Below are 26,911 nucleotides of genomic sequence, written 5' to 3'. Positions count from 1 at the left end.
AGAAATTTGTGAAACACAAGGCAAATTATAACAAATTATTAATCAAATTTATTGATTTAAATCAATAAAATTTGCAATAAATCCCTAAATTTCTAATATGTATAAAATTATAATTTTTAAATTTAAATAAATTTAGCACGATTTTGTGCTAATAATCGAATTCCTAGAAATTTTGTATTGATATAGAATATTAATGTATATGGATAAAATTAAAATTTGATATTTTGGAAATTTGGGCTGAAATTTGAGCTAGCAAGCTAGCTCAAATTTTATTTATTCGACTTCTGCGTCGATGACATCATCGTCTTTTTTAGCGTTGTTTGAATTTGCGCCTTGGTTTTGGTTGGCGCTAGCTGCTTTGTAAAGATCCTCAGCCGCCTTGCTTAGGGCATTTACCTTGGCATCTATTTGATCTTTTGTCGCGTTTTCGTTTTTGAGAACTTCTTTTAGATCATTTAGTGCGCTTTCGATATTTGCTCTTAGCTCGCCTGGGACTTTTTCGCCCATTTCAGCAAGTGATTTTTCTGTTTGGTGAGCGATAGCGTCAGCGTGATTTCTAGCATCTACGCTTTCTTTGCGCTTTTTGTCCTCTTCTTTGTGAAGTTCGGCATCTTTTACCATTTTGTCGATTTCTTCGTCGCTTAGACCGCTTGAACCAGTAATGCGAATATCAGTTGCCTTGCCTGTGGCTTTGTCTTTTGCGGTAACTGTTAAAATTCCGTTTGCGTCGATGTTAAACTCAACCTCGATTTGAGGCACACCGCGAGGGGCCGGCATAATGCCTTCTAGGTTGAAATTTCCTAGCGATTTGTTATCTCTGGCAAACTCTCTCTCACCTTGCAAGACATTAATCGTAACGGCTGATTGGTTATCCTCAGCAGTCGAGAAGACTTGCGATTTTTTGGTTGGGATTGTAGTGCCTTTGTCGATGATTTTAGTCATTACGCTGCCAAGTGTTTCGATACCAAGGCTAAGTGGCGTAACATCAAGCAAAAGCACATCTTTTACATCGCCTTTGATAACAGCACCTTGCACGCTTGCGCCGATTGCGACGACTTCGTCTGGATTGACGCTTTTATTTAACTCTTTGCCAAATGCTTTTTTGACCTCTTCTTGCACAAGTGGCACGCGAGTCGAGCCACCGACCATGACGACCTCTTTGACATCGCTCATACCAAGACCTGCTTCGCTAACGACGCGTTTTAGAGTGTCGATTGTCTCATCTACCAAACTATCAATCATGCTTTCAAATTTAGCCCTAGTTATGGTTTTCATAAGGTGTTTTGGGCCTGTGGCATCAGCTGTGATGAAAGGTAAATTTACCGTTGTCTCCATTGCGCTTGAAAGCTCTTTTTTAGCGTTTTCTGCGGCCTCTTTTAGGCGTTGCATAGCCATGACATCGCCTTTAAGGTCGATTCCGTTTTCTGCTTGGAATTCGCTTGCTAAAAAGTCGATTACTTTGTTATCAAAGTCATCGCCACCAAGGAAGGCATTTCCACCAGTTGCTAGCACTTCGACCACGCTATCGCCGGTTTCTAGCACGGTGACATCAAATGTTCCGCCACCCAAATCATAAACCACGATTTTTTCGGCTTCTTTTTTGTCTAATCCGTATGCAAGAGCTGCCGCGGTTGGCTCATTTACGATACGAAGGACATTTAGCCCCGCGATTGTGCCAGCTTCTTTTGTCGCTTTTCTTTGGCTATCGTTGAAATACGCAGGCACAGTGATGACTGCATCGACTACTGGTTCGCCTAGGAAGGCCTCTGCGTCCTCTTTTAGCTTGATTAAAACTTTTGCCGAAATTTCTTGTGGGGTATAGACTTTGCCCGCGATTTCGACTGCGCATGCGCCGTTGCGATCTACGATTTTATACGGAAGGCGTTTTTTGGCCTCTTGCGCGTTTTTTTCGTTCATCATCAAACCCATAATTCTTTTGATTGAATAAATCGTTTTTTCAGGGTTTGTGACGGCTTGGCGTTTTGCACTATCGCCGACTAAAACTTCGCCTTTGTCGGTAAATGCGACAACTGATGGAGTTGTGTTTTTACCCTCTTTGTTAGGAATAATCTTGCTTTCGCCACGCTCAAAAATGCTGACGCAAGAATTTGTCGTTCCTAAGTCGATACCAATTACTTTTCCCATGTTTTATCCTTTTTATTAAATTTTGTTTTCTTTAAATTTTGTAAATTTGCGAATTTACTTCGCCAAAATAACCATTACAGGGCGCAAAATTCGCTCTTTGTAAAGGTAACCTTTTTGCAAAACTTGGACTATATCGTTTGTTTTGGCTCCCTCTTTTTCTACTAGTTGGATTGGGTAAAATTTACCGCTTTCGCTCTCGTAGCCACTTTCGGTCGAAATTGGCGTAATGCCGTATTTTTCAAATGTGCTTAAAAACAAATTTATACATTGCTTCACGCCTTCTTCGATTTTATCGGCTAGTTCGTTGCCTTCGATGTCGATTTTAGCGGCTTCTTCGAGTGCGTCGATTATCGGCAAGAGATCTTTTGCAAATTTTTCCGCCGCATACTCCACGGCTGTGGTTTTTTCGCGCTCCAAACGCTTTTTGATATTGTCGAAATCAGCACTAGCGCGGTAAAATTTATCCGTAATCTCGCTAAGTTCGTTTTGTAGCTTAGTGATTTCATCATCTTGCGCGCTTTCGCACTCACACTCGCTTTGTAACTCTTCGCTAAATTCATCGCCGTCGTCCGCTAGCGGGCTTTGGCAGCCGCAGCCAGCGCCGCAGTTTTTGTGCTCTTTTTCCTCAAATTCACCTGCTGAATTTTGCGTTTTTTCGTCAAATTCTTGGCTCATGCTACTCCTTTACTAAATTTAAAAAATTTTTCATAATCCTCATAAACACTTCCAGCGCAAATCATCGTAGCGTCCTTGTTTTCGAATTTTACTGGGCATTTTATCCCCATAAAACCAGGCTCGAAATAGGGCGCAAAGATTAAATTTTTATCAAAATTCACGGCGATTGAGGGGTTTAGCAAAATTTTAAATCTCTCATCTTTAAAAATTTTATACGCCATGACTTCGTTTGCGATAAACTCGATTTTTGAGTTTTTCAGCTCGCGGATTTTGGTGTTTAGCTCCCTAAGACCGATTTGCATAGAGGCGACTTCCAAATCTTTGAGCGAAATTCCGATTAAATTCGACAAAAGCTCGAAAATTCTGTTATCAAATTTCAAAATAATTTCATCTTTGTCGAAAACCAAAATCATAAAACGCTCATCGTGCTTTATGACCTCGGTCAAACACTCGCTTTCTGCGCTAAAAATCATACAATAAATATCAAAATCCTCTAAGATTGCTTCTAGCTCATCGCCGTCCCTTAGCGATAAAATCTCGCTAAAATCGAGCTTAGCGCGCCAGTAATCTTGCATGGTAGCTACCGTGGGGATTCGTCCGCCACTGACATGAAGCTGCGTGATTGCGCCCTCATCACTGAGTTTTTTGAAATACACCCTAATCGTCGAGGCTGGTATAGCGACCTCCATGCGCCCGCCTAACTGCGACGAGCCAATTGGAGCGTTGAGGTCCAAATAGGCTTCGATGATAGAATCAAGTATCAAATCACGCTTGTTTGTTTTCATTTATTAGCACTCTTTCGTTTTGATTGCTAACATTATACAACATTGAGTGGCAAAATGTCAAGGTTTTTTTAAAATTTTAGCACTTTACTTGTTTGTTTGCTAAATTTTGAAATTTCAAAATTTGGTTTTGAGTGCAAAATTCGGCGGTTTCATAGCTAAATTTCCCCCTTAAAATTCTTGGAAATTTTGTAAAATTTTATGTTTGTTTTATGAGAAATTCTGTATAATTCACACGATATAACGCAAAAATTTACTAATTTTGCTTATAAATAATACAAAATTTAGATAAACTATACAGATTAATGTATAATTAATCCTAAAACTTGTATAATTTTGGCATGTTAGAAACGAGCGATATATTCAATATTTTGCATAATGCCGTCGAGGCAAAAAATATGGGCAAAAAGATTTCTCACGCTGTAATGGCGAAAAAGCTTGGCGTGTCGATGAGGACATACCAGGATTGGCGCCTTGGCACGACCAAACCGCAGGCAGCGACCGCGATTTGTCAAATGCTCTGCGAGCTCGATAGCGACGAGGCTTCTTTTGTGCTACATAAAATAAAAAAATTATTAGGAGACTGATATGTATAAGATTACATTGCAAGAAAAAATGGATTTACAAAGCGTATTTTGCGCAATTTATGCAAAAAAAGAGTCAAAATTTAGCGCATTTTATCGCGCGTTTTTTAGACGAATTTTGGCTAGATAATTTTGCTAAATTTTATAAAAATTGCAATCATTGATAGTTTTTTAGCTATCGATGATGCTTTTGTGTTTGAATTTGATTTTTGCAAATTTAAATCTAACGCATTGGGTTTAAATTTTTTAATTTTATAGCCGTAAAAATCGCAATTAAAAGTAATAATATTCCTAAAAATGCAGTTATCTTGCGTTCCAAAATCCATGTGTTTAAATGTCTGAATAAATATATTGTTTCGCCATTGCAATATTCCATTTTTAAAATCGTGCTATTGTAATATTCTATAAATACACACTTCTTTTCATAATAAGCAATCTTCAATAAATCACTTAAATTTGCCCTTTTAAGACCGTTTTCTCCATTATTAAAACTATCTACAAAATCGTTTCTAAAAAAATAATTATCTATTTTTACTCTGCAAAATGCCGAGTGTTTAAAACCTGCTGGATAACATTTTAACTCTGTTATTATTCCAGCAACAGCCATTTTTTCATTTTCATTTGGAACATTATTATACGCCATTAAAAAGCACACTGGCGATAAAAGTGCCGACATTAAAAGCACAATTCCTAAAAAAATATGATTATTTTTAAAAGCAAATTTGACTAAATTATTAAATTTATCCACATAGTAAATCGGATTTTTAAATTTCATATTTTTCCTTATTTTTTTTATTATTGCAAAAATTTATAAAACAAAATTTAAAGTAACTCCTAGTGATCAAATTTGCGAATTTTAAAATTTATATTATATAAAAAAATCAAGCTTTATGATGAAATTTAGGTATTGATTAGGATTTTGACCCGTCAAGAGAGTTAGCGACGGGTCAAATTTAAAGTTAAAATAAAATTAAAAAGCCAAATTATGCTTTTTCGCCTTCTTTTGCGATCTGCTCTTTTAAGGCGCGTTTTAGAACCTTGCCAGTGGCGTTGCGTGGCAGGTCTGGTACGAAATGCACGACCTTTGGAATTTTGTAGTTTGCTAGGTGATTTTTCAGATAAGTTTTGATTTCGCGTTCGCTTAATTTTTGATTTTCTTTGAGTTGCACGAAAGCTACGACCTCCTCATCTGCGTATTCATCTCTGATACCCACGACCGCACAGGCCTCGACTTGTGGCATTTTGTAGATGATTTCCTCGACCTCGCGCGGATAGACATTTATGCCTTTGGCTATGATGATATCTTTGATACGATCGACGATATAGATAAATCCCTCATCGTCCATATACGCAAGATCTCCCGTGCGAATCCAGCCGTTTGTGAGAGTCTCTTCTGGCGGGATATTTAGATATCCTTCCATGACGCAATCCCCGCGCACGATAATCTCGCCGATCTCGCCACGAGCGACTTCCATGGTTTCATCATTTACGATTTTGACCTCGTATCCGTCAAGCGGTGTGCCTACGCTTAGGATTTTTTGTTTGTCGTAGTAGTTTAACGATACGATAGGCGAACACTCGCTAAGTCCATAACCCTCGATAAGGTGAGCTTTTGGGAATTTTTTGTAAAATTCGTCGATTGTTTGTTGTGCAAGAGGGGCTGCACCTGACATAAATACTCTAAGCTTATTAAACCATCTGAATTTCCAGCCAAGTTTTGCCTTGCCTAGCATTGTATAAACAGACGGAATTCCCAAAAATACCGTTGCTTTGCGTTTTAGGGCTGTATTTAGGACATTTGTGATAGGGAAAACTGATTTTAGAGCGATTATGCTCGCGCCGTTGTATAGCGATAAAATCAGCGTCGCAGTCAGCGTGAAGCTATGAAACATCGGCAAAAATACCAAAAATCTATCCTTGCCACTCACATTGTAGCGAGGAGTGGCTTTATCGGCGTTTGAGAGTATGTTTTTGTAGCGAATCATAGCGCCTTTTGGCCTGCCTGTCGTGCCTGAGGTATAGACGATATGGCTTAGATCGTTTTCGGTCGGAGTTTTCGCTATTTCTAGCTTGGTTTTACAGGCTAGGACGGTATCAAAGCTGACATTGTGCTCGCTAAGTGCGCCTTGTGTTTGCGCGTTTGGAAGGGCTGAGTTTGGGGTTGGCTCATCGCTTTTGCCCTTGACCCAAATTATGCGTCTGATATCTGGTGCGCTAATGCTTTTAAGCTCCTTGCTAAGGGCGGTTGAAGCGAAAATCATGCGAGAGCGCGAATTGTCTAAAATATACTCAATTTCCTCGTTTTTAAGGAAGGTATTCATAGGCACAGCGACCGCGCCGATTGAGGTAATACCTAGAAAAATGGTGAAAAACTCATAGCCGTTTTGCACATACATAGCCACTCTATCGCCGAAGCGAATTCCGCTATTTTGCAAATACGCGCCGATTGCATCGACTTTGGCTTTAAGCTCTGCGTAGCTAATCTCCATATCCTCGTCATAAATCGCTATATGGCGAGATTTTTCGCTCGCATAGAAACTTAAATTTTGGTATAAATTTTCGAATTTATATGTCATGTTTTACCTTTGTGTGGTTTGGTTTTCCGCGAATTTTATCAAAATTTATATAAATTTAGTTAAATTAAATCAAAAATTTAAGAAAAGATAAATTTAGACGCACAAACGGCGTCTAAATTCGGTTATTTTTTATCTTTTGGCTTACCTGTGCCTAGTTTTACCTGTTTTTCGGCTTTTTGCGCTTTTTTTAGGGTTTCTAATTTTTCCAAGCCCTCGTTTCTAAGGCTATTTTCCATAAGCATGATTTCCTCTGTGCCGGTTCTGACCAAATCCACATCGACTTTAAATTCGCTAGGATCGATTTTTTCATCATAATCAATTCTGGCTAAAATGCAGCGAAACGCATTAAGTCTTGCAGCTTTTTTATCATTACTATCTAGCACGATCCATGGCGCGATATCGGTGTTTGAGGCTAGTAGCATTGAGTATTTTGCCAAAGTGTATTGCTCCCAAAGCTCTTGTGATTTGGCATCTACTGGGGAGAGTTTGTATTGTTTAAGAGGGTCTGTGCCGGCGCGCCTCGAAGCGTTTTTGTTGCTCCTCTTTTGAAACTGAGAAATAAAATTTAAACAAAATAATGCCAGAATTCGCTAGCATTTCCTCGAATTTCGGCACTTGGCGCAAAAATTCTTTATGCTCAGCGTCAGAGCAAAATCCCATTACAGGCTCGACCATAGCGCGGTTATACCAGCTTCTATCAAAAATCACAATCTCGCCAGCGCTTGGCAAATGCGCGACATAGCGTTGGAAATACCATTGTGTTTTTTCGACATTGCTTGGCTTTTCGAGTGCGACTATGCGGCAACCGCGTGGGTTTAGGTGCTCGGTTAGGCGTTTGATTGTGCCGCCTTTGCCAGCTGCGTCGCGACCTTCCATGATGATTAGGACTTTTAGCCCTTTATCTTTGACATAGCGTTGGAGTTTGAGTAGTTCGATTTGAAATTTTACAAGCTCGCTTTCGTAAAATTCTTTGTTCATTTTTTTGATTTTTTTGCCCTCGTATGCGATTTGTTTGAGTTGTGTATCGCTTGTTTGTTCAGCCATTTTGTTCTCCTTTTTTGAAAATAAAACTTAGATTATACATTTAAAAGAATTAAAATTTAATATGTTTTTGATAATATTAGGAAAAAATTTTAAGGCAAATAATGAGAATTTTATCTTTTCTTTTTTTATTTTTTATTGCACTTTTTGGCGAAGTAATCGCGCCAAATGAGGCCTTCATCGTCGATACAAACACAAGCGAAAGCGAAATTAGCTTAAATTTTCGCGTCGCAGATGAGATTTATATTTACAAAGATGAGATAAAAATTTTCATTGATAGCGCAGAAGTTGGCGCACTTTTAAATTTTCCGCAACCAAAAGCGTATAAAAATCATCAAATTTATGACGGAAATTTCAGCATTGCCCTGCCTATGGGGCTAGTGCTTGCAAACGCAAAAGATAACAAAAATTTTCAAATTTTGGTGAAATTTCTTGGTTGCACTGTGGGTGGGTTTTGCTACGAGCCACAAAACAGAGGCTTTGCGCTAAATAAAAGTGGCGAGGGCTATGAAATTTCGGCGTTGAAAAATCCCGGCGCAGGTATTTCGGGGCAAAATTTAGAGCAAAATTCAGAGCAAAATTCAGGGAATTTTGGCTCAAATTTAAGCCAATCGCAAATTTTAGAAATTTTTGAAAACAAAAGCTTTTTTATGACCTTAATTTTGTTTTTTGGTTTTGGCGTTTTGCTCTCTCTGACACCTTGCATTTATCCGCTCATACCGATACTCTCGTCGATTATCGTGGCTAAAACAGCTAGCAAGCCAAGCGTGAAATTAAGCCTGATTGTAAGCGTGATTTATGTGCTTGGCATGGCGAGTTCGTATGCGGTTTTGGGCGCTGGGGTGGCGGTTTTGGGCGAAAATTTGCAAGGGATTTTGCAAAATAAAATCGCTCTAATCATCACGGCTGCCATTTTTGTGGCTTTGGCGTTTTCACTTTTTGGGCTTTATGAGATTAGGCTTCCTGGCAGATTGCAAAATTTCCTAAGTGCCAAAAGCGAGTCTGGAAGCGGATTTGTGGGCGTTTTTTTAATGGGGGCGATTTCATCACTTATGGTTAGCCCTTGCATTTCAGCCCCGTTAAGTGCTGCGCTAATATACATCGCAAATAGCGCAAATATAGCACTTGGGGCTAGTGCGCTTTTTGCCTTGGGGCTTGGAAGCGGGGTTTTGCTCATTATAATCGGGCTTGGAGGCGCATTGCCGCGTCCAGGCGAGTGGATGGAAGTGGTGCCAAAAATCTTTGGATTTTTGCTTTTGTTTATGGCGGTTTGGATAGTGCGCTTCATAATCGGAGAAAATTTAGCACTGCTATTTTATGCGATTTTGTGCGCTTTAATGGCTGGGGTTTTGGGTTTGTTTGATGCGCGCGCAAACGCACTAAAACGCGCACTCGCGCTTTTAACGCTAGTTTATAGCGTGCTTTTGCTAATCGGATTTGCAAGCGGGGCGAGGGATTTTACTAAGCCACTTAGCGAAATTTCGGTGCAAAAGGGCGTAGCTGTGCAAAAAGGCGATATGACGCAAAGTGCGAAAAATGGGGAAAATTTTATTTTCGTGCGAGATTTGGGCGAGTTACGCTCGATAATTGAGGGCTCGCAAAAGCCAGTGATTGTGGATTTTTGGGCGCAGTGGTGCAAAAACTGCGAAGAGAGTGAGGCGGCGTTTGGCGATGAGAGTTTGGCTGAAATTTTGTCAAATTTCACGCTCATTAAGGTTGATTTGACCCAAAACAGCCCCCAAATGAGCGAGATTAAAAAAGAATTTGGCGTTATGGGACCGCCTGCGATTTTGTTTTTTAAAAACGGAAGTGAGTTAGAAAACCTGCGCCAAATCGGCGCTGTAAATTTAGAGAATTTATCGCATATTTTATCTCAAATTTGAAAATTTACTAATTTATTCGCCTTAACGCCAACGATTTGTCATCGCAAGAGGGCTGCTGTTTAGATAATCTATGAAGCGCAAAACCACAGACGCTGAATTTACAAAAAAATTAGTATTTGATTTTTTTAATTTGATGTAAAATAACGCTAAGAAAAGTAAAAGTCACAGTAAAAAAGTGGCGTAAATTTGAAATTTAAAGGAAAATTATGAAACACAAAATTTTAATTTTATTATTTTTGATTTTTGGTTTAAATACTACTTTGTTTGGGGAAAATTCAGATGAAATTTCAAATAAAAATTCAAAATATTTTTATGAATTGCACGAAGCTATACAAAATAAAAATTATCAAAAAATGCAAGAAATTTTAAAAATAAAACCAAATTTAATAAATTTAAAAGATAAAAGTGGCGCAAATTTACTACTAAAAAATGTGCTTGAAACAGACGCTTGTGATAACGAAATGGCAAATTTTCTGCTAAAAAATGGTTTAGAGATTACTGTGCCGATACAGCTTGTAGAATTAGAATTTTGTGTTTTAATGCAAACAGCTTCAATCGAGTTAAAATATGAAAATACAAATAATATTTTTAGACTAGGACTTACACCAGACATAATGAAAAACTATTTGAAATTACATGGTGTAAATAGTGATTATTTAGCTAATTATCTCCACGATGACGAAGAATTGTTTTTACTATTTTTAGAAAATAATTACTTTGAATTCGGTGAAAATTTCGACGAAATAAAGAATTTGGCATTTGATATTATTAGATTTGTTGAGCAATCAAGTGGCGACAATTATCACAAAGACAAACCAATTCCAAAAGAAATTATAGAATTTGTAAAATCTGAAAAATATGCAAAATTTAGAGATAACAAGCTATATATAATTGATAAAATTTTAGAAAAAAAATCACTAAACGAATTAAATAAAGCAAACAAATTTTGGCTTGAATTGCTTTATAAAATTACAAATGATGACAAAATAAAAGAAATTTTAATAAAAGGATAAAAATGGCAGAAAATCAAAACGATTACGATCGCGGACGAGAAGCCGGGAATTTGCTTGGCTATAAAATAGCGTAAATTTTAAAATTTGAAATTTTAGGAATTTTAAATTTTAAAATTTCAAGCCAAAAACTGGAATTTTAAAAATTCAGATTTAAAGGAATTTTATGAAAAAGCTGATTTTAGGGATACTGTGCGGGATTTTATTTAGCGTAAATTTTGTGATTGCAGATAGTTTAAATTTGGAAAATTCAAATTTTGCGGTATCAAAATTTTCACAAACCAATTTAGATGATAAAACCATAAAAGAGCTTGAAAAATACGATAGAAATGTTCGAAATACCCCAAAAACAGAGCAAGAAAAAGCCGAACTAGAAAGACTTGTAGAGGCTATTTTAAATGTTGATTATGATAAAACAAAGGAGATTTTGGATAATAGTCCTAGTTTGATAAATTTGAATATTGAGCCTTTTGCAACGCCGATTGATATGTGGTTTTACAGTTTTGCTAAATATGCAAATAAAAGAGCAGAATTTGATGACAAATTTTTTAAGCTTTTGATGAGTTATCGTTCGAAGCTCTATACAAACGATTTATTGCCGTTTGCTATAACCATGAGCGAAAATATAGATGATAATCAAACCTTGAAGCTTTTGCAAATTATGCAAAAAGAGGGTTTAAATTTAAATTTAGAATTCCCTAAAATTCTAAACACAACGGAACTGCCAATTTATCTAATAACCGAAGCTTTGGCAACAAAAAAATTCAATACCATGGAATTTTTAATTAAAAATGACGCAAAATCGCCTGTTTATAATGGGCTTGGGGTTACGATAGGCTTCCAAATCGCATATTTTTTTGAAGAAAATGGATTAAAAATAGACACTAAAACCACTGTAAGCGAGAAACAAAAAGAGTTAGCAAATTCGCAAAAATATATAAATGCTAAAAATAAACAATTTGAATTTTTGAATTTGTATTTAAACAATGGCGGAGATATTTCGACGCTAATTTTAGTAGAAATCGGATTTAAATATCTAGGAGATACCGACGGGCTAGAAAGATTAAAAAAGCTAGGATATAAAGAGCGTTGTGATAGCAATGGAAAAAATTGCAATAGCAAGAAATAAATTTTAAAATTTGAAATTTTGCGAATTTTAAATTTTTTGACCCACAGATTGCTTCAAAACTGCGTTTTATCGCAATAACAGATTAAAGAAAAATGAAAATTTTATGATTTCTACCGATGAATTATCGTTTTTTGTAATGAGAATTGTAAAAAATATTTGCACAATCAATGGAATTTGCGCTAAAATTTAGCGAAATTTAAAGGATTAAAATGCAAACAACTCTTGCTTTGGCATTTCTTGGCTTTTTGCCACTTTTGTGGATAATTTCGCTTTGTTTTGTGATTTATTATATTTTTAGATTTGCGCGCACGCCGAATTTTAGCGACCAAAGAGCGTATTACAAAAGGCGAATAAAAAGTTCGCTTTGCATTTTTGCGATAGTTTTGCCGATATTATTCTGTTTAACATATATTTTTTGCTTTTTTATTAAATAAATTCTATTAACCAAAGCTTTAAAATTTTACTTTAAAATGGCTGTTTTATAAGCAAAATTTGGCTAAAATCATTAGCTTTTAAATTTACAAATTATGGGAAAATTTATGATAAAAATTATTTTTTTAGATGTCGATGGTTCGCTCACTGACGGCGCGCTGTATCACGCAGAGAGTGGCGAGACGATGAAGAGATTCGATGTCAAAGACGGCTTTGGGATCCAAGAGTGGCAAAGGTGCGGTCTTTACGCTGCCATAATCACAGGCAAAAGCTCGCAAATCGTGGCAAATAGGGCAAAAGAGCTTAAAATTCCTTTTGTTTTCCAGGGCGAAAAGGACAAATTCGGCAGAGCTAGCGAAATACTTGCGGAGCTCGGGCTCGATTTTAGCGAGGCTGCGGCGATTGGCGATGATTTAAACGACGCGAAACTGCTAAACGCTGTTGGCATGAGTTTTAAGCCAAGCGACGCGCTAAATTCGCTAAGGGCCCATTATACGCTAAATGCGCGTGGCGGGCACGGAGCGGTGCGCGAGATGATTGAAATTTTGGTTGATAAAAACAATATGCGAGAGATTTGGAACTCTAAATGGTTATAAAAATTTTCTATGTCGTAATTGCGATTTTTAGCGTCGCTATGGTGTTTCTAAGCGTGCAAACTCCGTATTTTGAGGAGATGTTTAAGGAAAATTTAAATGTCTCAAATCTCGAAATGCAAGGCGTGAGAGATTATCAAGTGGGCGAGAAAATCAGTGGCGAATTTAGGGCGAAAAACGGAATTCGCTACAAAGATCGCGATGAATTTTACGAATTTGACGCTGTGATTTTAGATGATATAAATCACACAATTAGCTCAAATTTAGCCGTTAAAAAGGGCGATAATATCAAATTTAGCGGTTCGGCGCATTACCGTAACAGCGACGAAATAGATTACAAATCCGAGCAAATCACCTACAATCTCAAAAATAAAATCGTTCGCTCAGATGTGCCATACACCCTCACTCAGGGCGAAAACAAAGTAACTGGCGAAAAAATCAGTTACGATACAAAAAATAAAAAAACAAACTCAAAAGGAATTCACGCATGGTATTACACCCAGGACAAAAATTCATCAAATTAGCGATTTTTTCATCACTTTTGGCTTGTATGAGTGCATTTGGCGCACCTGAGCTAGTCGAGGTTACGGCGGATAATTTTTTCGCTGACGAGGTCAAACAAATCAGCACCCTAACGGGCAATGTAAAGATAAAAAAAGGCTCCTATGATACACTGACTTCGGATAAGGTTACGATTTATTTCGACGCCAAAAAGCAACCCACAAAATATGTCGCCACAGGAAATGCGAAATTTAAGGTGCTAGTAAATGACAAACACTACGACGGACAGGGCGCAGTGCTGACATACACGCCAGGAGTCGAGACATACACGCTCGAAGGAAACGCGCATTTGCACGAAACTGAGACCAAAAAAGAGGTCTTTGGCGAGCAGATTGTGGTCAATCGCACCAAAGGCACCTACGAGGTCAAATCCGCGCCAAGTGGCGGTGCTGGCAAAAAGCCTGTGAGATTAATCTTTCAAGTAGAAGATCAGCAAAAATGATAAACATAAACGACGCGAAATTTATAACTTCCGCCGCAGGGATTGCCGATAGTCCAGAGTTTGCGATGAGCGAGGTGGCGTTTTTGGGGCGCTCAAATGTGGGCAAATCCAGCCTGATAAACGCTCTAACTCAGCGCAAGGGGCTAGCCAAATCAAGCTCGACGCCGGGCAAGACGCAACTTGTGAATTATTTCGAAGTAAAATTTGGGCAAAAATTTAGCGAAAATGAAAAATTTGATGAAGCTTTGGCAAATTTAGGCGAGAATTTTTCGCTTATGTTTGTAGATTTGCCGGGTTTTGGATATGCAAAAGTGTCGAAAAAAATGCACTATATCTGGCAGAAAAATTTGGACGAATTTATCAAAAACCGCCCAAATATCAAGCTTTTTGTCCATTTGATAGATTCGCGCCAATTCGATTTGGATATTGATAGAAATTTGCGTGAGTATGTGGAGAGCTTTTTGCGGGGCGATCAGCAAATTTTGCGCCTTTACACGAAAGCTGATAAGCTAAATCAAGCTGGGCGCGCAAAATTGCTTAAAAGCGATCCTGGCGCACTTTTTGTCTCGACGCTAAAAGGTTCTGGCATAGCCAAAGCGCGCGAATTAATCATAAAAAGGGCGTTTGGACTATGATAGTGCTAGAAAAACCGCGTCTGTGCGACATAGGCGCAATGCAAGAAATGATAAAAGCCGAAGTCGAAAGCGGTGTGATTTTGCCTAGAAGCGACGATGAAATCGCCACATATATCCGCTCATACACGCTAGCGTATGTCTGCGATGAGGCGTGCGCCAAGCAAGAAAACACTGAGCCGAAATTTGATAGTGCAAATTTGGGGGCAAATTCTAGTGAAATTTCAAATCAAAATTCCCAAATTTGCGCCTCTTACACGCAGTATTTCGCCCAAAAACCACAAAACGCCGAGCTTGCAGGATATGCGTCTTTGAAAATTTTCAATGCAGATCTTGCAGAAATTCGCTCATTTGTCGTCTCGCCGAAATTTCGCAGGCGAGGAATTGGCTCAAAAATCGTCAAAGCTTTATTAGACGAGGCGAAATTTTACGGCTTAAAAAATGTCTTTGCTCTGACATATCAAAAGCATTTTTTCGAGCAAAACGGCTTTAAAGAAATCAGCAAAGACGAGCTTCCAGCCCAAAAAATTTGGGCAGATTGTATATCTTGCAAAAAGTTTCCAGTATGCAACGAAGTCGCGGTAATTTATACCTTATAGTCGATTTTGCCCTGAGCTTTGGCGTCGCGTTTTATCTGCTTTTAAGCGTGATGTATCGGGGACTGCCGCCGCTTTTGGGGTTTTTTTTCGTGACTTTGGTGGTGCTAAAATTCGAGCATGAAAACAAATTTAAAAAATACAATTTCGCTTACTATTTTGCGATTTTTTATCTATTTTGCGCCGAGCAAATTTACGGATTTAACCTATTTAGCATTGCGCTAGCTTACATTATTTTTTACACTTTTATCTACGAATTTAGCCTGCGAAATATCAAATTCCGCAACTTTTTGCTAGCTTTGTATGTGCTAATCGCTTATGCGTTGATTTTGGGGGTAAATGGCGCGATTTCGTATATCAAAAAAGCTGACGCTATGAGTGTGGGAAGCGAATATTTAAGCTATATCGTGGTCGATATTTTGCTTAGTTTGCTCTTTTTTAAGGGGCGATTTGTATGAGATTAAAATTCGTCTTTTTCTTTGTTTTGGCGTTTTTTACCATGCTTTTGGTTAGGGTGTATTATCTAGCTATCAAATCAAACGAATTTTACGAGCAAATCGCCAAAAACAATGTCGTCTCGACCGAGTATATCCCGCCTGTGAGGGGGCAGATACTAGACGCCAAAAACCGTCCGCTAGCGATTAATAATATCGGTTTTTCGCTTTTGATTGCGCCACATTTAAAAGATAGCGCGCTGGATGCTGAGCTAGCAAATATCAGCAAATATTTCGCGGATTTAAACACTACGCAAATGCGCAAAATTTACAAGGACGAAAACTCGGTTTATAACCAAAATTTTATCGAAGTGGTTAAATTTTTGGATTACAACGAAACAATCACGCATTTTGCGAATTTGAATCTGCACGAAAATATCCGTGTCGAGCCTGCTTCGCAACGCTACTATCCGCACAATCATCTCGCCTCGCATATCATCGGCTATGTCGGACGCGCGAATAAAAAAGATATCAAATCCAACCCTCTCTCAGCCCTTACTGGATATAATGGCAGAAGCGGTGTGGAGGGGTATTATAATGAAATTTTGCAGGGCAAAAGGGGTGAGCGCAAGACTAAGGTAACCGCGCTAAATGAGGTTGTCGAGGAGATTTCATACGAGGAGCCAAGCAGTAGCGAGATTTCGCTGACGATTGATTTGGAATTCCAAAGATATTTAGAGGAAATTTTCAAAGACAAAGACGGCGTGGCGATCGTGATTGATCTCAAAGACGGTGCGATACTGGGCGCTGGAAGCTTCCCTGAGTATAATCTAAACACCTTTGTGGGCGGAATTTCGCAAGCTCAGTGGGACGAGCTGATAAAAGATCCGCGCCACCCATTTACAAACAAGCTCGTAAATGGCCTCTATCCGCCAGGCTCGGTAATCAAAATGGCTGTTGGTATGAGCTTTTTAAATAGTGGCAAGATAAATGAGAATTGGAGCGCGTTTTGCGGTGGTGCGATTGAGCTTGGAGGGCGCAGATTTAGGTGTTGGAGTAGTGGAGGGCATGGCAGAGTGAGCCTAGTGCAGGCTATCAAAAGTAGCTGTGATATATATTTTTACGAAGGCTCGCTGATCGTGGGGATTGATTATATGTCAGCTTACCTTAACCGCATGGGATACGGCGTAAAAACGGGCGTGGATTTGCCGAACGAATTCGTCGGCACCATGCCAAATAAAGCGTGGAAAATGCAAAAATTCAAACGCCCATGGTATCAAGGCGAGACCGTAAATGCCTCAATCGGTCAAGGCGATGTGCTAGTAACGCCTATGCAAGTAGCCAAAAACACAGCCCAAATCGCCACAGGCAAGGCGATAATCCCACATTTTTTAAAGAGCATTGACGGCGAAGAGATTAGCTTCGAGCCGGGCGAGCTTTTCACCCCAGCTGAAAAAAACCAACTCCCGCTTGTAAGGCGCGGTATGTATGAGGTAGGAAACAACCCAAACGGCGGAACTGCGTATAAAATCATGAAAGACGCCGTCGTCCCGCTCGCGGTCAAAACAGGCACCGCGCAGGTCGTAGGACTATCGCAAAAGACAAACAAACGCTTAAAAGAGTCGCAAATGGATTATTTCCACCGCTCGCATGCGTGGATGACGAGTTTCGGCCCGTATGAAAACCCAAAATACGCCGTCACGGTGCTAGTCGAGCATGGAGGCGGTGGCGGAAGCGCGGCAGGTCCTGTGGTGAAAAAAATCTATGAAAAGCTCGTGGATATGGGCTATATCGACGCAAACGCCACGGCAAATTCTACGCAAAATTTGAAGAAAAAATAGAATTAAAATTTCAAAATCCTCGCTGACGCAATCCTTAAACACTGCGCCGAAATTTTAAAATTTGGGCTCATTACTTAAAATTTGCAAAATTTGCCCCTAAGTGTCATTGCGAGAATTTTGCTTAGCAAAATTCGTGGCAATCTACAAAGTTTAAATTAAAAGTCGGGCAAATGGCAGAATTTCGCAGATTTTTTGAATTTTAAAATTCTGCAAATTTTGCTTTTTGGTTGTTTAAATTCGTAGATTGCTTCGTCACTTCGCTCCTCGCAATGACAAATCAAACAAAATTTGCCCCTAAGTGTCATTGCGAGAATTTTGCGTAGCAAAATTCGTGGCAATCTACAAAGTTTAAATTAAAAGTCAGGCAAATGGCAAAATTTCGCAGAATTTCGAATTTTAAAATTTTATGCGCATAGCCCAAATTTGGCGTTTGTGAAATTTAAGCATAAAAGGCTATAATTGCGCTTCGGCGTGGCGAGCGGTCGCTTGTGATAAACAAGAGGAAAGTCCGAGCTGCAATAAGACAGAGTTGCGTCTAACGGACGCCGTGGGAAACCATAGGGAAAGTGCAACAGAAAGCAAACCGCCATAGCGTTCGCGCTGTGGTAAGGGTGAAAGGGCGGGGTAAGAGCCCACCGCGCGCATGGAGACATGGGCGGCAGTGCAAACCCAACTCGCAGCAAGAATAGAAGGTAAGGTCTTATGAGATACTATTCGCTAGAACTGGTTTGCAAAAACCAGTGTAGATAAATGATCGCACAGACAGAACTCGGCTTATAGCCACGCCTTTTATTTATTTTTGCAAAATTTCCACAATAATAATAGTAAATGTAGTTGAATTTGTCATTGCGAGCGAGTGAAATGAGCGTGCAATCTACGAGTGTAAAATTTAGGGTTAGTTTGTTTGCTAAAATTTTGAAATTTATGGAATTTTATAAAATTTGCGAATTTATCGTTCGGTGATTTTAGCTCGTGGATTGCCACGAATTTTGCTAACGCAAAATTCTCGCAATGACAGATTAAAGGCTATGGAATTTTTCTGGATTGCACGCCTAGCAAAACAGCTTCTCAAAATGGCAAATCAAAATTTCGGGGCAGTGTTTCAAACTTGCGGTAGCGAAATAAATTTAAAATAATCACATAAATTTTTTGTTAGTTAGTGCGTTAGTTAGCCAAAATGGGCGTTAGTTTGGTTTGTCATCGAGATTGACGGCGTCGATGATCTCTTTTTTGAAGCGCAAAAACTCGATATTGTTTTTAAGCGCGCGGTTTTCTTCGAGCAATACCTCGTGTTTGGTGCGAAGCTCTGCGATGTCGCGCGAAATGTAGTAAATCTCGTTTCGGATAAAAATCGCCGGCACGGTTAGCAAAAACACGAACATCATCACCAAATAGGTCATCAAAAGTTTGTTTAAGGATAAATTTACCTCTTTGAAATTTGTGGTTTGGTAGTTTTGCAAAATTTGGTTTTGTTCGTCGCTGATATATTCGCTCGTCTTGGGCGTGGATTTGGTCCTGTTTGGGACGGAATTATTTATGATAAAATCATATTCGTTATTCAAAATTTTCTCCATTTAAATTTTAAAATTTTCAAAATTCGAAAAATTATAAGTAAAATTTAGCATAATATTTTACATAAAATTTTGCTTATAATTTTTAATAAAATTTTACTAAAATAGCCTAAATTTGGCTATTTTATCTGAAAAATTCTCAGCTTAGCACTGCTTGCGCGAGAATTTTGCGCTAGCTCTTCGCTGCTAGCGGTGATTGGCTTTTTGCTTATGATTTTGCCTAGATTGTGGTCAGCTCCACACTCACATTTTAGTGCAAATTCTGGGCAAATACACGCTTTTTCCCACTCTTTAAAACGCGTTTTTACGATACGATCTTCGAGCGAGTGAAAGGAGATTATAGCAATTTTTGCATTAGTTAAGACTTTATTTTTTGCTTTTTGCTCGATTAAATTTAAAAGCTCATTAAGTTCGCCAAGTTCGTTATTTACCTCTATTCTGATTGCCTGAAATGCGAGGATTGCGGGGCTTACGCTTCTGTTTTTGGCAGGTTTAGTGCCGATGATTTGCGCCAAATCTTTCGCACTGGTAATAGGTGAGAGTTTGCGTGCTTGGATAATTTTTTCAGCGATTTGATATGCGTTTGGAAGTTCGCCATATTCACGCAAAATCCGTGTAAGTTCATCTTTTGTATAATTATTTACTATAAATTTCGCGTCTTTTGAGCAAGAGCTGTCCATACGCATATCTAGCTCGTCGCTTCCTAGCCCAAAACCGCGCTCGTTTTTGTCGATTTGAAGCGATGAAACGCCGATATCAGCTAAAATTCCCCTTATGTTTTTGATTTTTTCATCTGGCAAAATTTTTAAAATTTCACTAAATTTCGCCTTATGGATTTGCACGCGATCTTTGAAATTTTCTAGCCTTTTACTTGAAAAATTTATCGCTTCATTATCCCTATCGCATGCGATTAAATGGACATTTGGTAGGCTTTGCAAGATACCTTGGCTATGTCCTGCGTATCCTAGGGTGCAATCAAGTATGTATCCGCCCTTGGTATCCGAAAATGCGCTAAGTGTTTCGTTAAACAAAACTGGAATATGAGGAATTTGCAAACTTAATCCTTTTAAAATTTCTAGTTTAGTATAATAGCGCATTTTTTAGGTAAAAGGTAAAAAATGGACGAGTATTATTACGAAATTTTGCGTAGAATTTCGCTTTCGATGTTTAGAAAGGAGCTTTTTGGCATTTTTCACGGCTCGATTTCAGCCAAAGTTAAGGATAATCAATTCATTATCAACAAAAAAAATGCCATTTTTGACAGTCTAAGTTTAGATGATTTCGTGGCGTTGTTTGCCAAAAAGGACTATCGCTGGGAAGAGGCGAGTATAGATAGTGATATACATTTAAATATATATAAAAATATTAAAGAAGCCAAATTCGTTGCTTACGCTATGCCACCGTATTTGCTTGCATATACCTTAGAACACGACTTTATCATACCGCGCGATTATTATGGTGCGACTATCATCAAACGGCTTGAAATTTACGATCCGAAAAATTACGATGATTGGCACGATAGGGCACCGCACGAAATTTACAATTATATGATGAGTGAAAATAGTGATATCATCGTGGTTAGGGGATATGGCGTATTTGCGTATGCCAGAAGCGCACAGAGCCTTGCGAAAAAAATCGCGGTTTTGGAAAATAGTTGCAAAATGCTTTTACTAAACCATAATTAACTTTTTTGTAAAAAAATGTTACTAACGCGTTATAAAATGACAAAAATGCCTATTTTTCAGTGTTACATAAGGTTTTTATCTGTATAATACTAACACATTTTGTTAGTTGATTAAAGGGAAATAATTTATGATCAATTGGATGCAAAAGCATAAAAAGTCGCTCATACCTACTATCTGGATTAGCACGATAGCTTTCGTTGGTGCTGGTTTTGTGGGCTGGGGCGCGTATGATATGAACGCAAACAGAGCTGGTTCTATCGCCAAAGTAGGACAAATTTCTGTTACTAACCAAGAACTAAATACGAAATATTCTGAGCTTTACAATCGTCTTTATAGCATGAGTGACGGCAGATTTACTAGGGAACAAGCTGATCAAATGCGCCTAGACGAAATCGCTGCAAACGAGCTTATTAAAGAGGCGTATTTTTTAAATTTCGCTAACGATTTGGGGCTAAGGGCTACGGAAAAAGATGTGGCCGAGTTTGTGGTAAATGCGCCAGCCTTCCAAGAAAATGGCGTTTTTAATCAGACTTTATATGATAACAGCGTCAAAAATTCAGGTCTTACCAAAAAAGAATTTGAGCGAAATTTGCAAAAAGCAATCACGCTAGAAAAGCTTAGCGACGCGATAAAAGTCGTGCCAAATATGGATATCGTCGAGGCTATCACAGCCTCTGGTTTGGTGCAAGATAGCGTGCAAGCGCAGATGATTTACGCCGATGATAATGTTAGTTTTAGCGACGATGAGTTAAAGAAATTTTGGGAGGGCGAAAAAGATCACTATATGAGTGAGAAAAAATACACCCTTAGCACATACTTTATGCCGACTAACATGGCAGAGGTTAGCGACGCTGAGTTAGAAAAATTTTATAACGAAAATCGCTCGGCGTATCGTGGGAGCGATGATAAGGTGCTAGATTTCGCCGCAGCAAAAGATAGTGTGATAAAGGATTTTAGCATCGATCAAGCCAAAAAAACAGCGCTAAAAAAATATTTGGAAATCAAAAAAGGCGAAGCTGATACTAATGAAACTATTATCGCCACGCCTAGCACATTTCCTGTGGGTGAGCTTGGAGAGGCTAAGGTTGGTGAAATTTTAAAACCTTTTGCTTACAATGACGGAAATTTAATCGTAAAAATCGCTAGCATAGACGAGCCAAAACCTCTTAGTTTCGAAGAGGCAAAAGAGTTAGCGGCGGCTGATTATCGCGTGGTTAGGGCTAGCGAGCTTTTAAGCGAAAATGCGCAAAACGCACTTAAAGATTTTAAAGGAACCGAATTTGGCAAATTTACGCTAAATTCACAAAATACAACTTCGCTTAGAGATGATGAATTTTATAAATTTATCAGCGAAATGTTTTCTAAACCTGCCAAAGAGGGCGTTGTGCTTTTTGACGATAAGGCTTTGGTTTATAAAATCACAGAACAAAGCTTAGGCGATGATACTAGCATAAACGAAAACAAATCTATGGTAGCGCAAAAAATCGACGGTATGATAAATTCAAATCTCCAAGGCGATTTGTTAAAACTTCTTGAAAAGCGTTATAAACTCGAAAGATATTATAAAGGTAGAGATAGTGAGTGAGTATATCTTAGGCTTAGACATCGGGTCTAACAAAATTCGTGCTTTAATAGCCAAAAATGATGGCGAGTTGAGCATTAGCGGAGTAGGTGTAGCTGATACCTTGGGTATAAAAAAGGGTGTGATTACTAACATCGAGCAGGCTGCTAGCTCAATCAAACAAGCTGTAAAAGGCGCTATCAAAAGTGCTGGTCGCAACTACGATAGAGCGGTGGTTTCGATATCTGGTTCGTATGCCAAAAGTGTCAAATCGCGTGGCGTAATCACTATGGAGCGCGAGATCGGTATTCATGAGATAGATCGCGCTATGAAGGTAGCCCAAGCGCAAGCCAATGTCCCGAACGACTATGCTATTTTGCATGTGCTTCCTTATGATTTCAAAATCGACGAGCAAGAGCATATAGAAGATCCTCTTGGCATGAGTGGATCGAGGCTAGAAGTATCAGTTCATATCATAATCGCTCCAAAAAGCTCAATCCAAAATTTGAAAAAATCAGTAGAAATGGCAGGGGTAAAGGTTAGCAATATAGTCCTATCTGGCTATGCCTCATCAATTTCTACGCTAACAAAAGATGAAAAAGAGTTAGGCGTGGTGCTTATAGATATGGGCGGAGCGACTTGCGATGTGGTTATTCACCTAGGCAATTCATTGCGTTATAACGATGTTGTTATGTTAGGTTCGAATAACATCACTAACGACCTTTCTCGCGCGCTTCACACACCGCTACCTTATGCAGAAAATATAAAAATCACATATAATGATTTGATAAACGAGGGCGACAGCGAGGTAAATTTGCCTATAATGGGTGAAAGGGAAGATGAGAGTAAGTTGATTTCCCTTGAAATTATTTCGCAAGTAATATTAGCAAGAGTTAAGGAAATATTCGATCTTTTAGCCGATAAAATCGATAAAAGTGGCTACAAAGACAGGCTTGGCGCTGGCGTAGTCATCACTGGTGGTATGGCTAAGCTAGATGATGTCAGAGACCTAGGCACTATGGTTTTTGATAACATATCTGTTAGAGTGGCTAGACCAAAGAGCGTTAGTGGGCTTTCTGAGATTTCTTATGATAGCGCTAATGCTTGTGCGGTTGGACTTTGTATGTATGGATTTGGCGATTTTACGCCGTATGAGATTGATTCTAACGGCGAGCTTCGTTACAAAGACGAAACTATAAAAATCTCTACTGGCAGAGAGAGTTCGACATACTATGAAAAAGAAGTAACGCAAGCGATAGAAACAGAAGAGGTAAAAAGCAGTGTTGCTAACACTAACACTATGGCAAATAACGGCGGGCTGGGCATTGGGCTTCCAGAGAAAAAGAAGCCAAATATGATTGAAAAATTTATAACAATGATAAAAAATAGCTTTTAAATTTAATAGAGGAGATTGCAATGAAAGGATTTATTGTGGAAGAAAACAAAGGTGTTTATGGCGCCAAAATGAAAGTAATCGGCGTCGGCGGCGGCGGTTGCAATATGATTAATCATATGATTAGAGAGGGTTTTACTAAGGCTGATGTCGAGCTTATGGTAGCTAACACAGATGTTCAAGCGCTAGAAAAATCAATTGCAAAAACTAGAATTCAGCTTGGACCAAATTTAACCAGAGGGCTTGGTTGCGGTATGGATCCTACTATGGGTCGTGGCGCGGCTGAGGAGAGCTATGAGGATCTAAAAGATCGCCTAGATTACGCTGATATGGTTTTTGTAGGCTCTGGTTTTGGCGGTGGCACAGGCACTGGCGCGGCTCCAATCGTAGCAAAAGCCGCTAAGGAGAAAAAAGCTCTAACAATCGGTATCGTTACAACTCCGTTTGATTTCGAGGGTAAAAAACGCATGCGCCTAGCGCAAGAGGGCTTGGAAGAGCTTAAAAAAGAGTGCGATTCTGTAATCGTAATCCCAAATCAAAATTTGTTGAAAATCATTGATAAAAAAACAGGTATTAAAGAGGCTTACAAAAAGGTCGATAATGTCCTAGCACAAGCTGTAAATGGTATGATTTCTGTGATTTTAGAATCAGGCGATAGCGATATGAATGTGGATTACGCTGATGTTCGCAAGGTAATGCAACACCGCGGTATGGCGCTAATGGGCACAGGTGTATGCGAGGGCGAGAATGCAGCAGAGGAAGCGATAAAAGCAGCTATCCAATCACCGCTACTTGATAATGTTTCAATCAAGGGCGCACAAGGCGTTTTGGTTCATTGCAAAATTTCACCTGATTGTCCGCTTTGGGAAATTGAGTCTGCTATGAATATCGTCAAAGAGGCTGTCAGCGAGGACGCGGACATAATCTTTGGAACGACAACAGATGATAGTATCGAAAATAACCGCGTAGAGGTAACTCTGATAGCTACTGGCTTTGAAAAGAGCGCCGCTGAAAAAAAGCAAGTAACTAAACAAAGCGTCGCTGATAGCAGACAAGCTATCCTAGAAAGCTACGCTAGAAGCTCATTTTTCGCTAAACAAAAAGTAGCTAGTGGCGATTTCAACGGCGATGAAACTTATGATGAGTTAGAAGAGCCGACATTTTTACGCAAACAAATGGATTAATAATCCTTTAAAAGCAATTCTTCTATTATCGGTGTGCACCCCGCGCACCGGTTTGATTTAGATAAATTTTAAAATTTAGAAAATTTTATAAGCCTTTTGCGATTCCTCCAAATACAGTTGCAACGCGATTTTTTATCTTTTTGAGATTTGAATTCCTAAAAGCACCATTAAACCTAAATTCTAGCCTTTATTAAACTAGTATTTGCTAGGTTTTCATGGGTTAAATTTGCTTGCAAATTTGATACAACCAATAAAATTATTATAAACAAATTTATAAATTTAGTCATTTTTTATGACCCCAAGTTTTGTATTGTTCTATATCATCTTTTTTTACAAAATATTCTGTATCGCCACAAGGATAATAAATTTTACACCACTCGTTGGTGCAAGTTTCTATCGGGATTATCGGTAATTTGCCGTTGTGATGAGAAAAAACATCAATCTTTGTATAAAAATTATCTTTAAATTTATAGTCCGTATAAACATAAACATCTAAATATTCTTTATTTTTGCTGATATAAATTTTTTCGTCATCAATAGTCTGTTTTGCAAAACCACACTTGCTGACAAATCCATACTTTCCCCAATCTAAAAATTTATTATTTATACTACAAGAATTTAAAAAAATCGCAAAAGGAATTAATAATACATATTTTTTCATTTCTCACTTCCTTGAAATACATTTCCAACTCCACCATAAGCCTCAACATGCTGATAATAAAATGGATTGCCATATTCCCAAGTTTTTGGGTTCAATATCGTGTGTGGAGTACGAACTGGGTCATTTTGATTATTTACTGAATAAAATTTATAAATTTCAAATCTCCCCGCCGAGTTCTAAAATCTTCCCGCGCAAAATTTCGATCTCTTTTTCGTATTCGCTGATTTGATCTTGCAGTCTAAAAATCACATCCACGCCCGCTAAATTCACGCCGAGCTCCTTTGTGAGATTTACTATCATACGGATTTTATCCATATCGCGCGCCGAATACAGCCTCATTTTCCCGTCCGTCCTGCCCGGCTTGACTAGCCCTTCGCGCTCGTATTGGCGCAGGGTTTGGGGGTGGATATCAAGGACTTTGGCTACGATTGAGATTAGATAAACCGGCTCGTCATAATCGTGCATATTCTCTCCTTATAAGCTTTCTAATGCCTCGCGAACCTCGTCGCTTAGGCTATCGGCATCTGGCAAGACGATATTTACTACGGCGTAGAGGTCGCCTAAAATTTTGGTTTTGCGGTTTTGCACGCCATAGCCTTTGAGGCGGTATTTTTGGCCGTTTTTGGTGTTTTTGCTGATTTTAATCGTGGCTGTTTTTTTGGGTGTGGCGACCTCGATTTTGCCACCAAAAAGCGCAGTTTTTAGCGGGACATCGATTTTTTTGCTCAAATCATCGCCGTTGCGCTCATACTCAGCGCTTGGCGAAATTTTAATCTCCAAAATCAAATCCCCGCTTTGCTCGCCGTTTGAGTTGCCTTTGCCCCTAATGCGCAGTTTCTCGCCTGTGTTAATCCCCGCTGGGATCTTGAATTTCACATTTTCGCCGCCTAAATTTATACTCATTTCTCCGCCATTTATCGCGGTGTCAAAGGGGATTTCGATCGCGCTGTGTTTGTCTAAATCCGCGCCAAATCCGCCACTAAACCCAGCACCGAATCCAAACGGATTAAACCCGCCACCAAAATCAAAGCCCCCGCGAGAGCTTTTTGCGCCAGAAAATCCACCAAAAATGCTGTTTAAAATGTCGTTTAAATCGCCCATGCCAGCCGAACCCTTGGCGAAATCGTGGAAATTTTGACCGCCAAACATAGAATCGCCGTATTGGTCATACTGAGCGCGTTTTTTCTCATCGCTTAAAATTTCATACGCTGCGTTGATTTCTTTGAATTTTTCCTCTGCGCCAGGGTCTTTGTTGATATCTGGGTGATACTTTCTAGCGAGCCTGCGATAGGCTTTTTTAATCTCGTCAGCACTGGCAGATTTGCTAATGCCGAGAGTCTCATAAAGGCTAGAATTTGCCATTTTACCTTCCTTTTTTGTCTAAATTTTATATTGATTATATCATAAAAGTTTAGTCTATGTCAATCAAGTTTAATATATTTTGTTTATAAATCTTGTAATTACATTAAACAAATATTAGCCCTAGAAATTTATAATTGC

28 protein-coding genes, 1 other RNA gene and 1 pseudogene are annotated in these 26,911 nt (G+C 38.8%); 19 read left to right on the top strand and 11 right to left on the bottom strand.

What is annotated here, in order from left to right; all coding sequences use genetic code 11:
• Nucleotides 1–273: 273 nt before the first annotated feature.
• Genes dnaK through OFN67_RS02490 form a run of 3 tightly spaced genes read right to left on the bottom strand, consistent with a single transcriptional unit; the run spans nt 274 to nt 3,605 of the window.
• Nucleotides 274–2,145, bottom strand: a complete 1,872-nt coding sequence (dnaK, locus tag OFN67_RS02500; protein WP_270866449.1) for a molecular chaperone DnaK — start codon at nt 2,143–2,145, stop codon at nt 274–276.
• 54 nt (nt 2,146–2,199) lie between these two features.
• A complete protein-coding gene (locus OFN67_RS02495; RefSeq protein WP_270868045.1) occupies nt 2,200–2,820 on the bottom strand; it encodes a nucleotide exchange factor GrpE in 621 nt (206 codons plus the stop codon).
• Nucleotides 2,817–3,605, bottom strand: coding sequence for an HrcA family transcriptional regulator (locus OFN67_RS02490; protein WP_270859420.1), 789 nt, complete (start codon nt 3,603–3,605; stop codon nt 2,817–2,819). The genes OFN67_RS02495 and OFN67_RS02490 overlap by 4 nt, the downstream gene beginning before the upstream one ends.
• A 338-nt stretch (nt 3,606–3,943) precedes the next feature.
• Here OFN67_RS02490 and OFN67_RS02485 point away from each other — a divergent pair, with 338 nt between their 5' ends.
• On the top strand, nt 3,944–4,189 hold the full coding sequence (locus OFN67_RS02485) for an XRE family transcriptional regulator (RefSeq protein WP_270859471.1): 246 nt from the start codon (nt 3,944–3,946) through the stop codon (nt 4,187–4,189).
• Nucleotide 4,190: 1 nt separating this feature from the next.
• Nucleotides 4,191–4,316, top strand: a complete 126-nt coding sequence (locus OFN67_RS02480) for a hypothetical protein (protein ID WP_270859421.1) — start codon at nt 4,191–4,193, stop codon at nt 4,314–4,316.
• Between the two features lie 93 nt (nt 4,317–4,409).
• Here OFN67_RS02480 and OFN67_RS02475 read toward each other — a convergent pair whose 3' ends face one another.
• The 3 genes and pseudogenes from OFN67_RS02475 to ppk2 form a co-directional block, all read right to left on the bottom strand.
• Nucleotides 4,410–4,961: a hypothetical protein gene (locus OFN67_RS02475; protein WP_270868044.1), complete on the bottom strand. Its 552-nt coding sequence runs from the start codon at nt 4,959–4,961 to the stop codon at nt 4,410–4,412.
• Between the two features lie 208 nt (nt 4,962–5,169).
• A complete protein-coding gene (locus tag OFN67_RS02470) occupies nt 5,170–6,762 on the bottom strand; it encodes a long-chain-fatty-acid--CoA ligase (RefSeq protein WP_270873949.1) in 1,593 nt (530 codons plus the stop codon).
• 122 nt (nt 6,763–6,884) lie between these two features.
• Nucleotides 6,885–7,806 (bottom strand): annotated as a pseudogene (gene ppk2 / locus OFN67_RS02465) (polyphosphate kinase 2).
• 101 nt (nt 7,807–7,907) lie between these two features.
• Between ppk2 and dsbD the strand changes: the two are divergent.
• From dsbD to OFN67_RS02400, 13 genes are all read left to right on the top strand, one after another.
• Nucleotides 7,908–9,686: a protein-disulfide reductase DsbD gene (gene dsbD, locus OFN67_RS02460; protein WP_270873948.1), complete on the top strand. Its 1,779-nt coding sequence runs from the start codon at nt 7,908–7,910 to the stop codon at nt 9,684–9,686.
• Nucleotides 9,687–9,892: 206 nt separating this feature from the next.
• Nucleotides 9,893–10,699, top strand: a complete 807-nt coding sequence (locus OFN67_RS02455) for a hypothetical protein (protein WP_270868041.1) — start codon at nt 9,893–9,895, stop codon at nt 10,697–10,699.
• 163 nt (nt 10,700–10,862) lie between these two features.
• Nucleotides 10,863–11,825 carry a hypothetical protein gene (locus OFN67_RS02450; RefSeq protein ID WP_270868040.1) on the top strand — a complete coding sequence of 321 codons (963 nt, stop codon included), beginning with the start codon at nt 10,863–10,865 and terminating at the stop codon, nt 11,823–11,825.
• A 209-nt stretch (nt 11,826–12,034) separates the two neighbouring features.
• Nucleotides 12,035–12,259, top strand: coding sequence for a hypothetical protein (locus OFN67_RS02445; RefSeq protein WP_270868039.1), 225 nt, complete (start codon nt 12,035–12,037; stop codon nt 12,257–12,259).
• Between the two features lie 105 nt (nt 12,260–12,364).
• Nucleotides 12,365–12,853: a KdsC family phosphatase gene (locus tag OFN67_RS02440; protein WP_270869808.1), complete on the top strand. Its 489-nt coding sequence runs from the start codon at nt 12,365–12,367 to the stop codon at nt 12,851–12,853.
• Nucleotides 12,844–13,374, top strand: a complete 531-nt coding sequence (gene lptC, locus OFN67_RS02435) for an LPS export ABC transporter periplasmic protein LptC (RefSeq protein WP_270873190.1) — start codon at nt 12,844–12,846, stop codon at nt 13,372–13,374. Before OFN67_RS02440 ends, lptC begins: the two co-directional genes overlap by 10 nt.
• Entirely contained in the window at nt 13,338–13,853 is a 516-nt protein-coding gene (gene lptA / locus OFN67_RS02430; RefSeq protein WP_443101028.1) for a lipopolysaccharide transport periplasmic protein LptA, read from the top strand. The genes lptC and lptA overlap by 37 nt, the downstream gene beginning before the upstream one ends.
• A complete protein-coding gene (locus OFN67_RS02425; protein ID WP_270864898.1) occupies nt 13,850–14,488 on the top strand; it encodes a GTP-binding protein in 639 nt (212 codons plus the stop codon). The genes lptA and OFN67_RS02425 overlap by 4 nt, the downstream gene beginning before the upstream one ends.
• Complete coding sequence (locus OFN67_RS02420) at nt 14,485–15,084, top strand: GNAT family N-acetyltransferase (protein ID WP_270873947.1); 600 nt, start codon at nt 14,485–14,487, stop codon at nt 15,082–15,084. The genes OFN67_RS02425 and OFN67_RS02420 overlap by 4 nt, the downstream gene beginning before the upstream one ends.
• Nucleotides 15,051–15,539, top strand: a complete 489-nt coding sequence (locus tag OFN67_RS02415; RefSeq protein ID WP_270866422.1) for a hypothetical protein — start codon at nt 15,051–15,053, stop codon at nt 15,537–15,539. Before OFN67_RS02420 ends, OFN67_RS02415 begins: the two co-directional genes overlap by 34 nt.
• Nucleotides 15,536–17,356 (top strand): penicillin-binding protein 2, encoded by a 1,821-nt coding sequence (gene mrdA / locus OFN67_RS02410; protein WP_270873946.1) that lies wholly within the window; start codon nt 15,536–15,538, stop codon nt 17,354–17,356. The genes OFN67_RS02415 and mrdA overlap by 4 nt, the downstream gene beginning before the upstream one ends.
• Nucleotides 17,357–17,822: 466 nt before the next feature.
• An RNA gene (gene rnpB / locus OFN67_RS02405) (RNase P RNA component class A) lies at nt 17,823–18,149 on the top strand.
• A 148-nt stretch (nt 18,150–18,297) separates the two neighbouring features.
• Complete coding sequence (locus tag OFN67_RS02400) at nt 18,298–18,492, top strand: hypothetical protein (RefSeq protein WP_270873945.1); 195 nt, start codon at nt 18,298–18,300, stop codon at nt 18,490–18,492.
• A gap of 48 nt (nt 18,493–18,540) precedes the next feature.
• Here the strand turns inward: OFN67_RS02400 and OFN67_RS02395 are convergent, their stop codons facing one another.
• On the bottom strand, nt 18,541–18,918 hold the full coding sequence (locus OFN67_RS02395; protein WP_270866420.1) for a hypothetical protein: 378 nt from the start codon (nt 18,916–18,918) through the stop codon (nt 18,541–18,543).
• A 128-nt stretch (nt 18,919–19,046) separates the two neighbouring features.
• Nucleotides 19,047–19,982 (bottom strand): 16S rRNA (cytosine(1402)-N(4))-methyltransferase RsmH, encoded by a 936-nt coding sequence (gene rsmH, locus OFN67_RS02390; RefSeq protein ID WP_270873944.1) that lies wholly within the window; start codon nt 19,980–19,982, stop codon nt 19,047–19,049.
• A gap of 63 nt (nt 19,983–20,045) precedes the next feature.
• On the opposite strand from rsmH, the gene OFN67_RS02385 reads away from it, so the two are divergent.
• The 4 genes from OFN67_RS02385 (at nt 20,046) to ftsZ (ending at nt 24,750) form a co-directional block, all read left to right on the top strand.
• On the top strand, nt 20,046–20,612 hold the full coding sequence (locus OFN67_RS02385) for a class II aldolase and adducin N-terminal domain-containing protein (protein WP_270873943.1): 567 nt from the start codon (nt 20,046–20,048) through the stop codon (nt 20,610–20,612).
• Between the two features lie 127 nt (nt 20,613–20,739).
• A complete protein-coding gene (locus OFN67_RS02380; protein ID WP_270866418.1) occupies nt 20,740–22,197 on the top strand; it encodes a peptidylprolyl isomerase in 1,458 nt (485 codons plus the stop codon).
• Complete coding sequence (ftsA, locus tag OFN67_RS02375; RefSeq protein WP_270873942.1) at nt 22,190–23,569, top strand: cell division protein FtsA; 1,380 nt, start codon at nt 22,190–22,192, stop codon at nt 23,567–23,569. Before OFN67_RS02380 ends, ftsA begins: the two co-directional genes overlap by 8 nt.
• 20 nt (nt 23,570–23,589) lie before the next feature.
• Entirely contained in the window at nt 23,590–24,750 is a 1,161-nt protein-coding gene (gene ftsZ, locus OFN67_RS02370) for a cell division protein FtsZ (protein WP_270868029.1), read from the top strand.
• Nucleotides 24,751–25,033: 283 nt separating this feature from the next.
• Here the strand turns inward: ftsZ and OFN67_RS02365 are convergent, their stop codons facing one another.
• From OFN67_RS02365 to OFN67_RS02355, 3 genes are all read right to left on the bottom strand, one after another.
• On the bottom strand, nt 25,034–25,411 hold the full coding sequence (locus OFN67_RS02365) for a hypothetical protein (protein ID WP_270868028.1): 378 nt from the start codon (nt 25,409–25,411) through the stop codon (nt 25,034–25,036).
• Nucleotides 25,412–25,567: 156 nt separating this feature from the next.
• Entirely contained in the window at nt 25,568–25,876 is a 309-nt protein-coding gene (locus OFN67_RS02360; RefSeq protein ID WP_270866408.1) for a heat shock protein transcriptional repressor HspR, read from the bottom strand.
• A gap of 9 nt (nt 25,877–25,885) precedes the next feature.
• Entirely contained in the window at nt 25,886–26,773 is an 888-nt protein-coding gene (locus tag OFN67_RS02355) for a DnaJ C-terminal domain-containing protein (protein ID WP_270868027.1), read from the bottom strand.
• Nucleotides 26,774–26,911 lie beyond the last annotated feature (138 nt).

Source organism: Campylobacter sp. JMF_11 EL3, from assembly GCF_027736965.1.
Classification (GTDB): domain Bacteria; phylum Campylobacterota; class Campylobacteria; order Campylobacterales; family Campylobacteraceae; genus Campylobacter_B.
The sequence above is the reverse complement of the archived record's forward strand: the minus strand, read 5'-3'. Positions and strand labels throughout refer to the sequence as shown.

Bases quoted from the DNA above. Each gene is read 5' to 3' on its own strand.
- dnaK (WP_270866449.1), bottom strand. From the start codon at position 2,145: ATGGGAAAAGTAATTGGTATCGACTTAGGAACGACAAATTCTTGCGTC.
- OFN67_RS02495 (WP_270868045.1), bottom strand. From the start codon at position 2,820: ATGAGCCAAGAATTTGACGAAAAAACGCAAAATTCAGCAGGTGAATTT.
- OFN67_RS02490 (WP_270859420.1), bottom strand. From the start codon at position 3,605: ATGAAAACAAACAAGCGTGATTTGATACTTGATTCTATCATCGAAGCC.
- OFN67_RS02485 (WP_270859471.1), top strand. From the start codon at position 3,944: ATGTTAGAAACGAGCGATATATTCAATATTTTGCATAATGCCGTCGAG.
- OFN67_RS02480 (WP_270859421.1), top strand. From the start codon at position 4,191: ATGTATAAGATTACATTGCAAGAAAAAATGGATTTACAAAGCGTATTT.
- OFN67_RS02475 (WP_270868044.1), bottom strand. From the start codon at position 4,961: ATGAAATTTAAAAATCCGATTTACTATGTGGATAAATTTAATAATTTA.
- OFN67_RS02470 (WP_270873949.1), bottom strand. From the start codon at position 6,762: ATGACATATAAATTCGAAAATTTATACCAAAATTTAAGTTTCTATGCG.
- dsbD (WP_270873948.1), top strand. From the start codon at position 7,908: ATGAGAATTTTATCTTTTCTTTTTTTATTTTTTATTGCACTTTTTGGC.
- OFN67_RS02455 (WP_270868041.1), top strand. From the start codon at position 9,893: ATGAAACACAAAATTTTAATTTTATTATTTTTGATTTTTGGTTTAAAT.
- OFN67_RS02450 (WP_270868040.1), top strand. From the start codon at position 10,863: ATGAAAAAGCTGATTTTAGGGATACTGTGCGGGATTTTATTTAGCGTA.
- OFN67_RS02445 (WP_270868039.1), top strand. From the start codon at position 12,035: ATGCAAACAACTCTTGCTTTGGCATTTCTTGGCTTTTTGCCACTTTTG.
- OFN67_RS02440 (WP_270869808.1), top strand. From the start codon at position 12,365: ATGATAAAAATTATTTTTTTAGATGTCGATGGTTCGCTCACTGACGGC.
- lptC (WP_270873190.1), top strand. From the start codon at position 12,844: ATGGTTATAAAAATTTTCTATGTCGTAATTGCGATTTTTAGCGTCGCT.
- lptA (WP_443101028.1), top strand. From the start codon at position 13,338: ATGGTATTACACCCAGGACAAAAATTCATCAAATTAGCGATTTTTTCA.
- OFN67_RS02425 (WP_270864898.1), top strand. From the start codon at position 13,850: ATGATAAACATAAACGACGCGAAATTTATAACTTCCGCCGCAGGGATT.
- OFN67_RS02420 (WP_270873947.1), top strand. From the start codon at position 14,485: ATGATAGTGCTAGAAAAACCGCGTCTGTGCGACATAGGCGCAATGCAA.
- OFN67_RS02415 (WP_270866422.1), top strand. From the start codon at position 15,051: ATGCAACGAAGTCGCGGTAATTTATACCTTATAGTCGATTTTGCCCTG.
- mrdA (WP_270873946.1), top strand. From the start codon at position 15,536: ATGAGATTAAAATTCGTCTTTTTCTTTGTTTTGGCGTTTTTTACCATG.
- OFN67_RS02385 (WP_270873943.1), top strand. From the start codon at position 20,046: ATGGACGAGTATTATTACGAAATTTTGCGTAGAATTTCGCTTTCGATG.
- OFN67_RS02380 (WP_270866418.1), top strand. From the start codon at position 20,740: ATGATCAATTGGATGCAAAAGCATAAAAAGTCGCTCATACCTACTATC.
- ftsZ (WP_270868029.1), top strand. From the start codon at position 23,590: ATGAAAGGATTTATTGTGGAAGAAAACAAAGGTGTTTATGGCGCCAAA.
- OFN67_RS02365 (WP_270868028.1), bottom strand. From the start codon at position 25,411: ATGAAAAAATATGTATTATTAATTCCTTTTGCGATTTTTTTAAATTCT.
- OFN67_RS02360 (WP_270866408.1), bottom strand. From the start codon at position 25,876: ATGCACGATTATGACGAGCCGGTTTATCTAATCTCAATCGTAGCCAAA.
- OFN67_RS02355 (WP_270868027.1), bottom strand. From the start codon at position 26,773: ATGGCAAATTCTAGCCTTTATGAGACTCTCGGCATTAGCAAATCTGCC.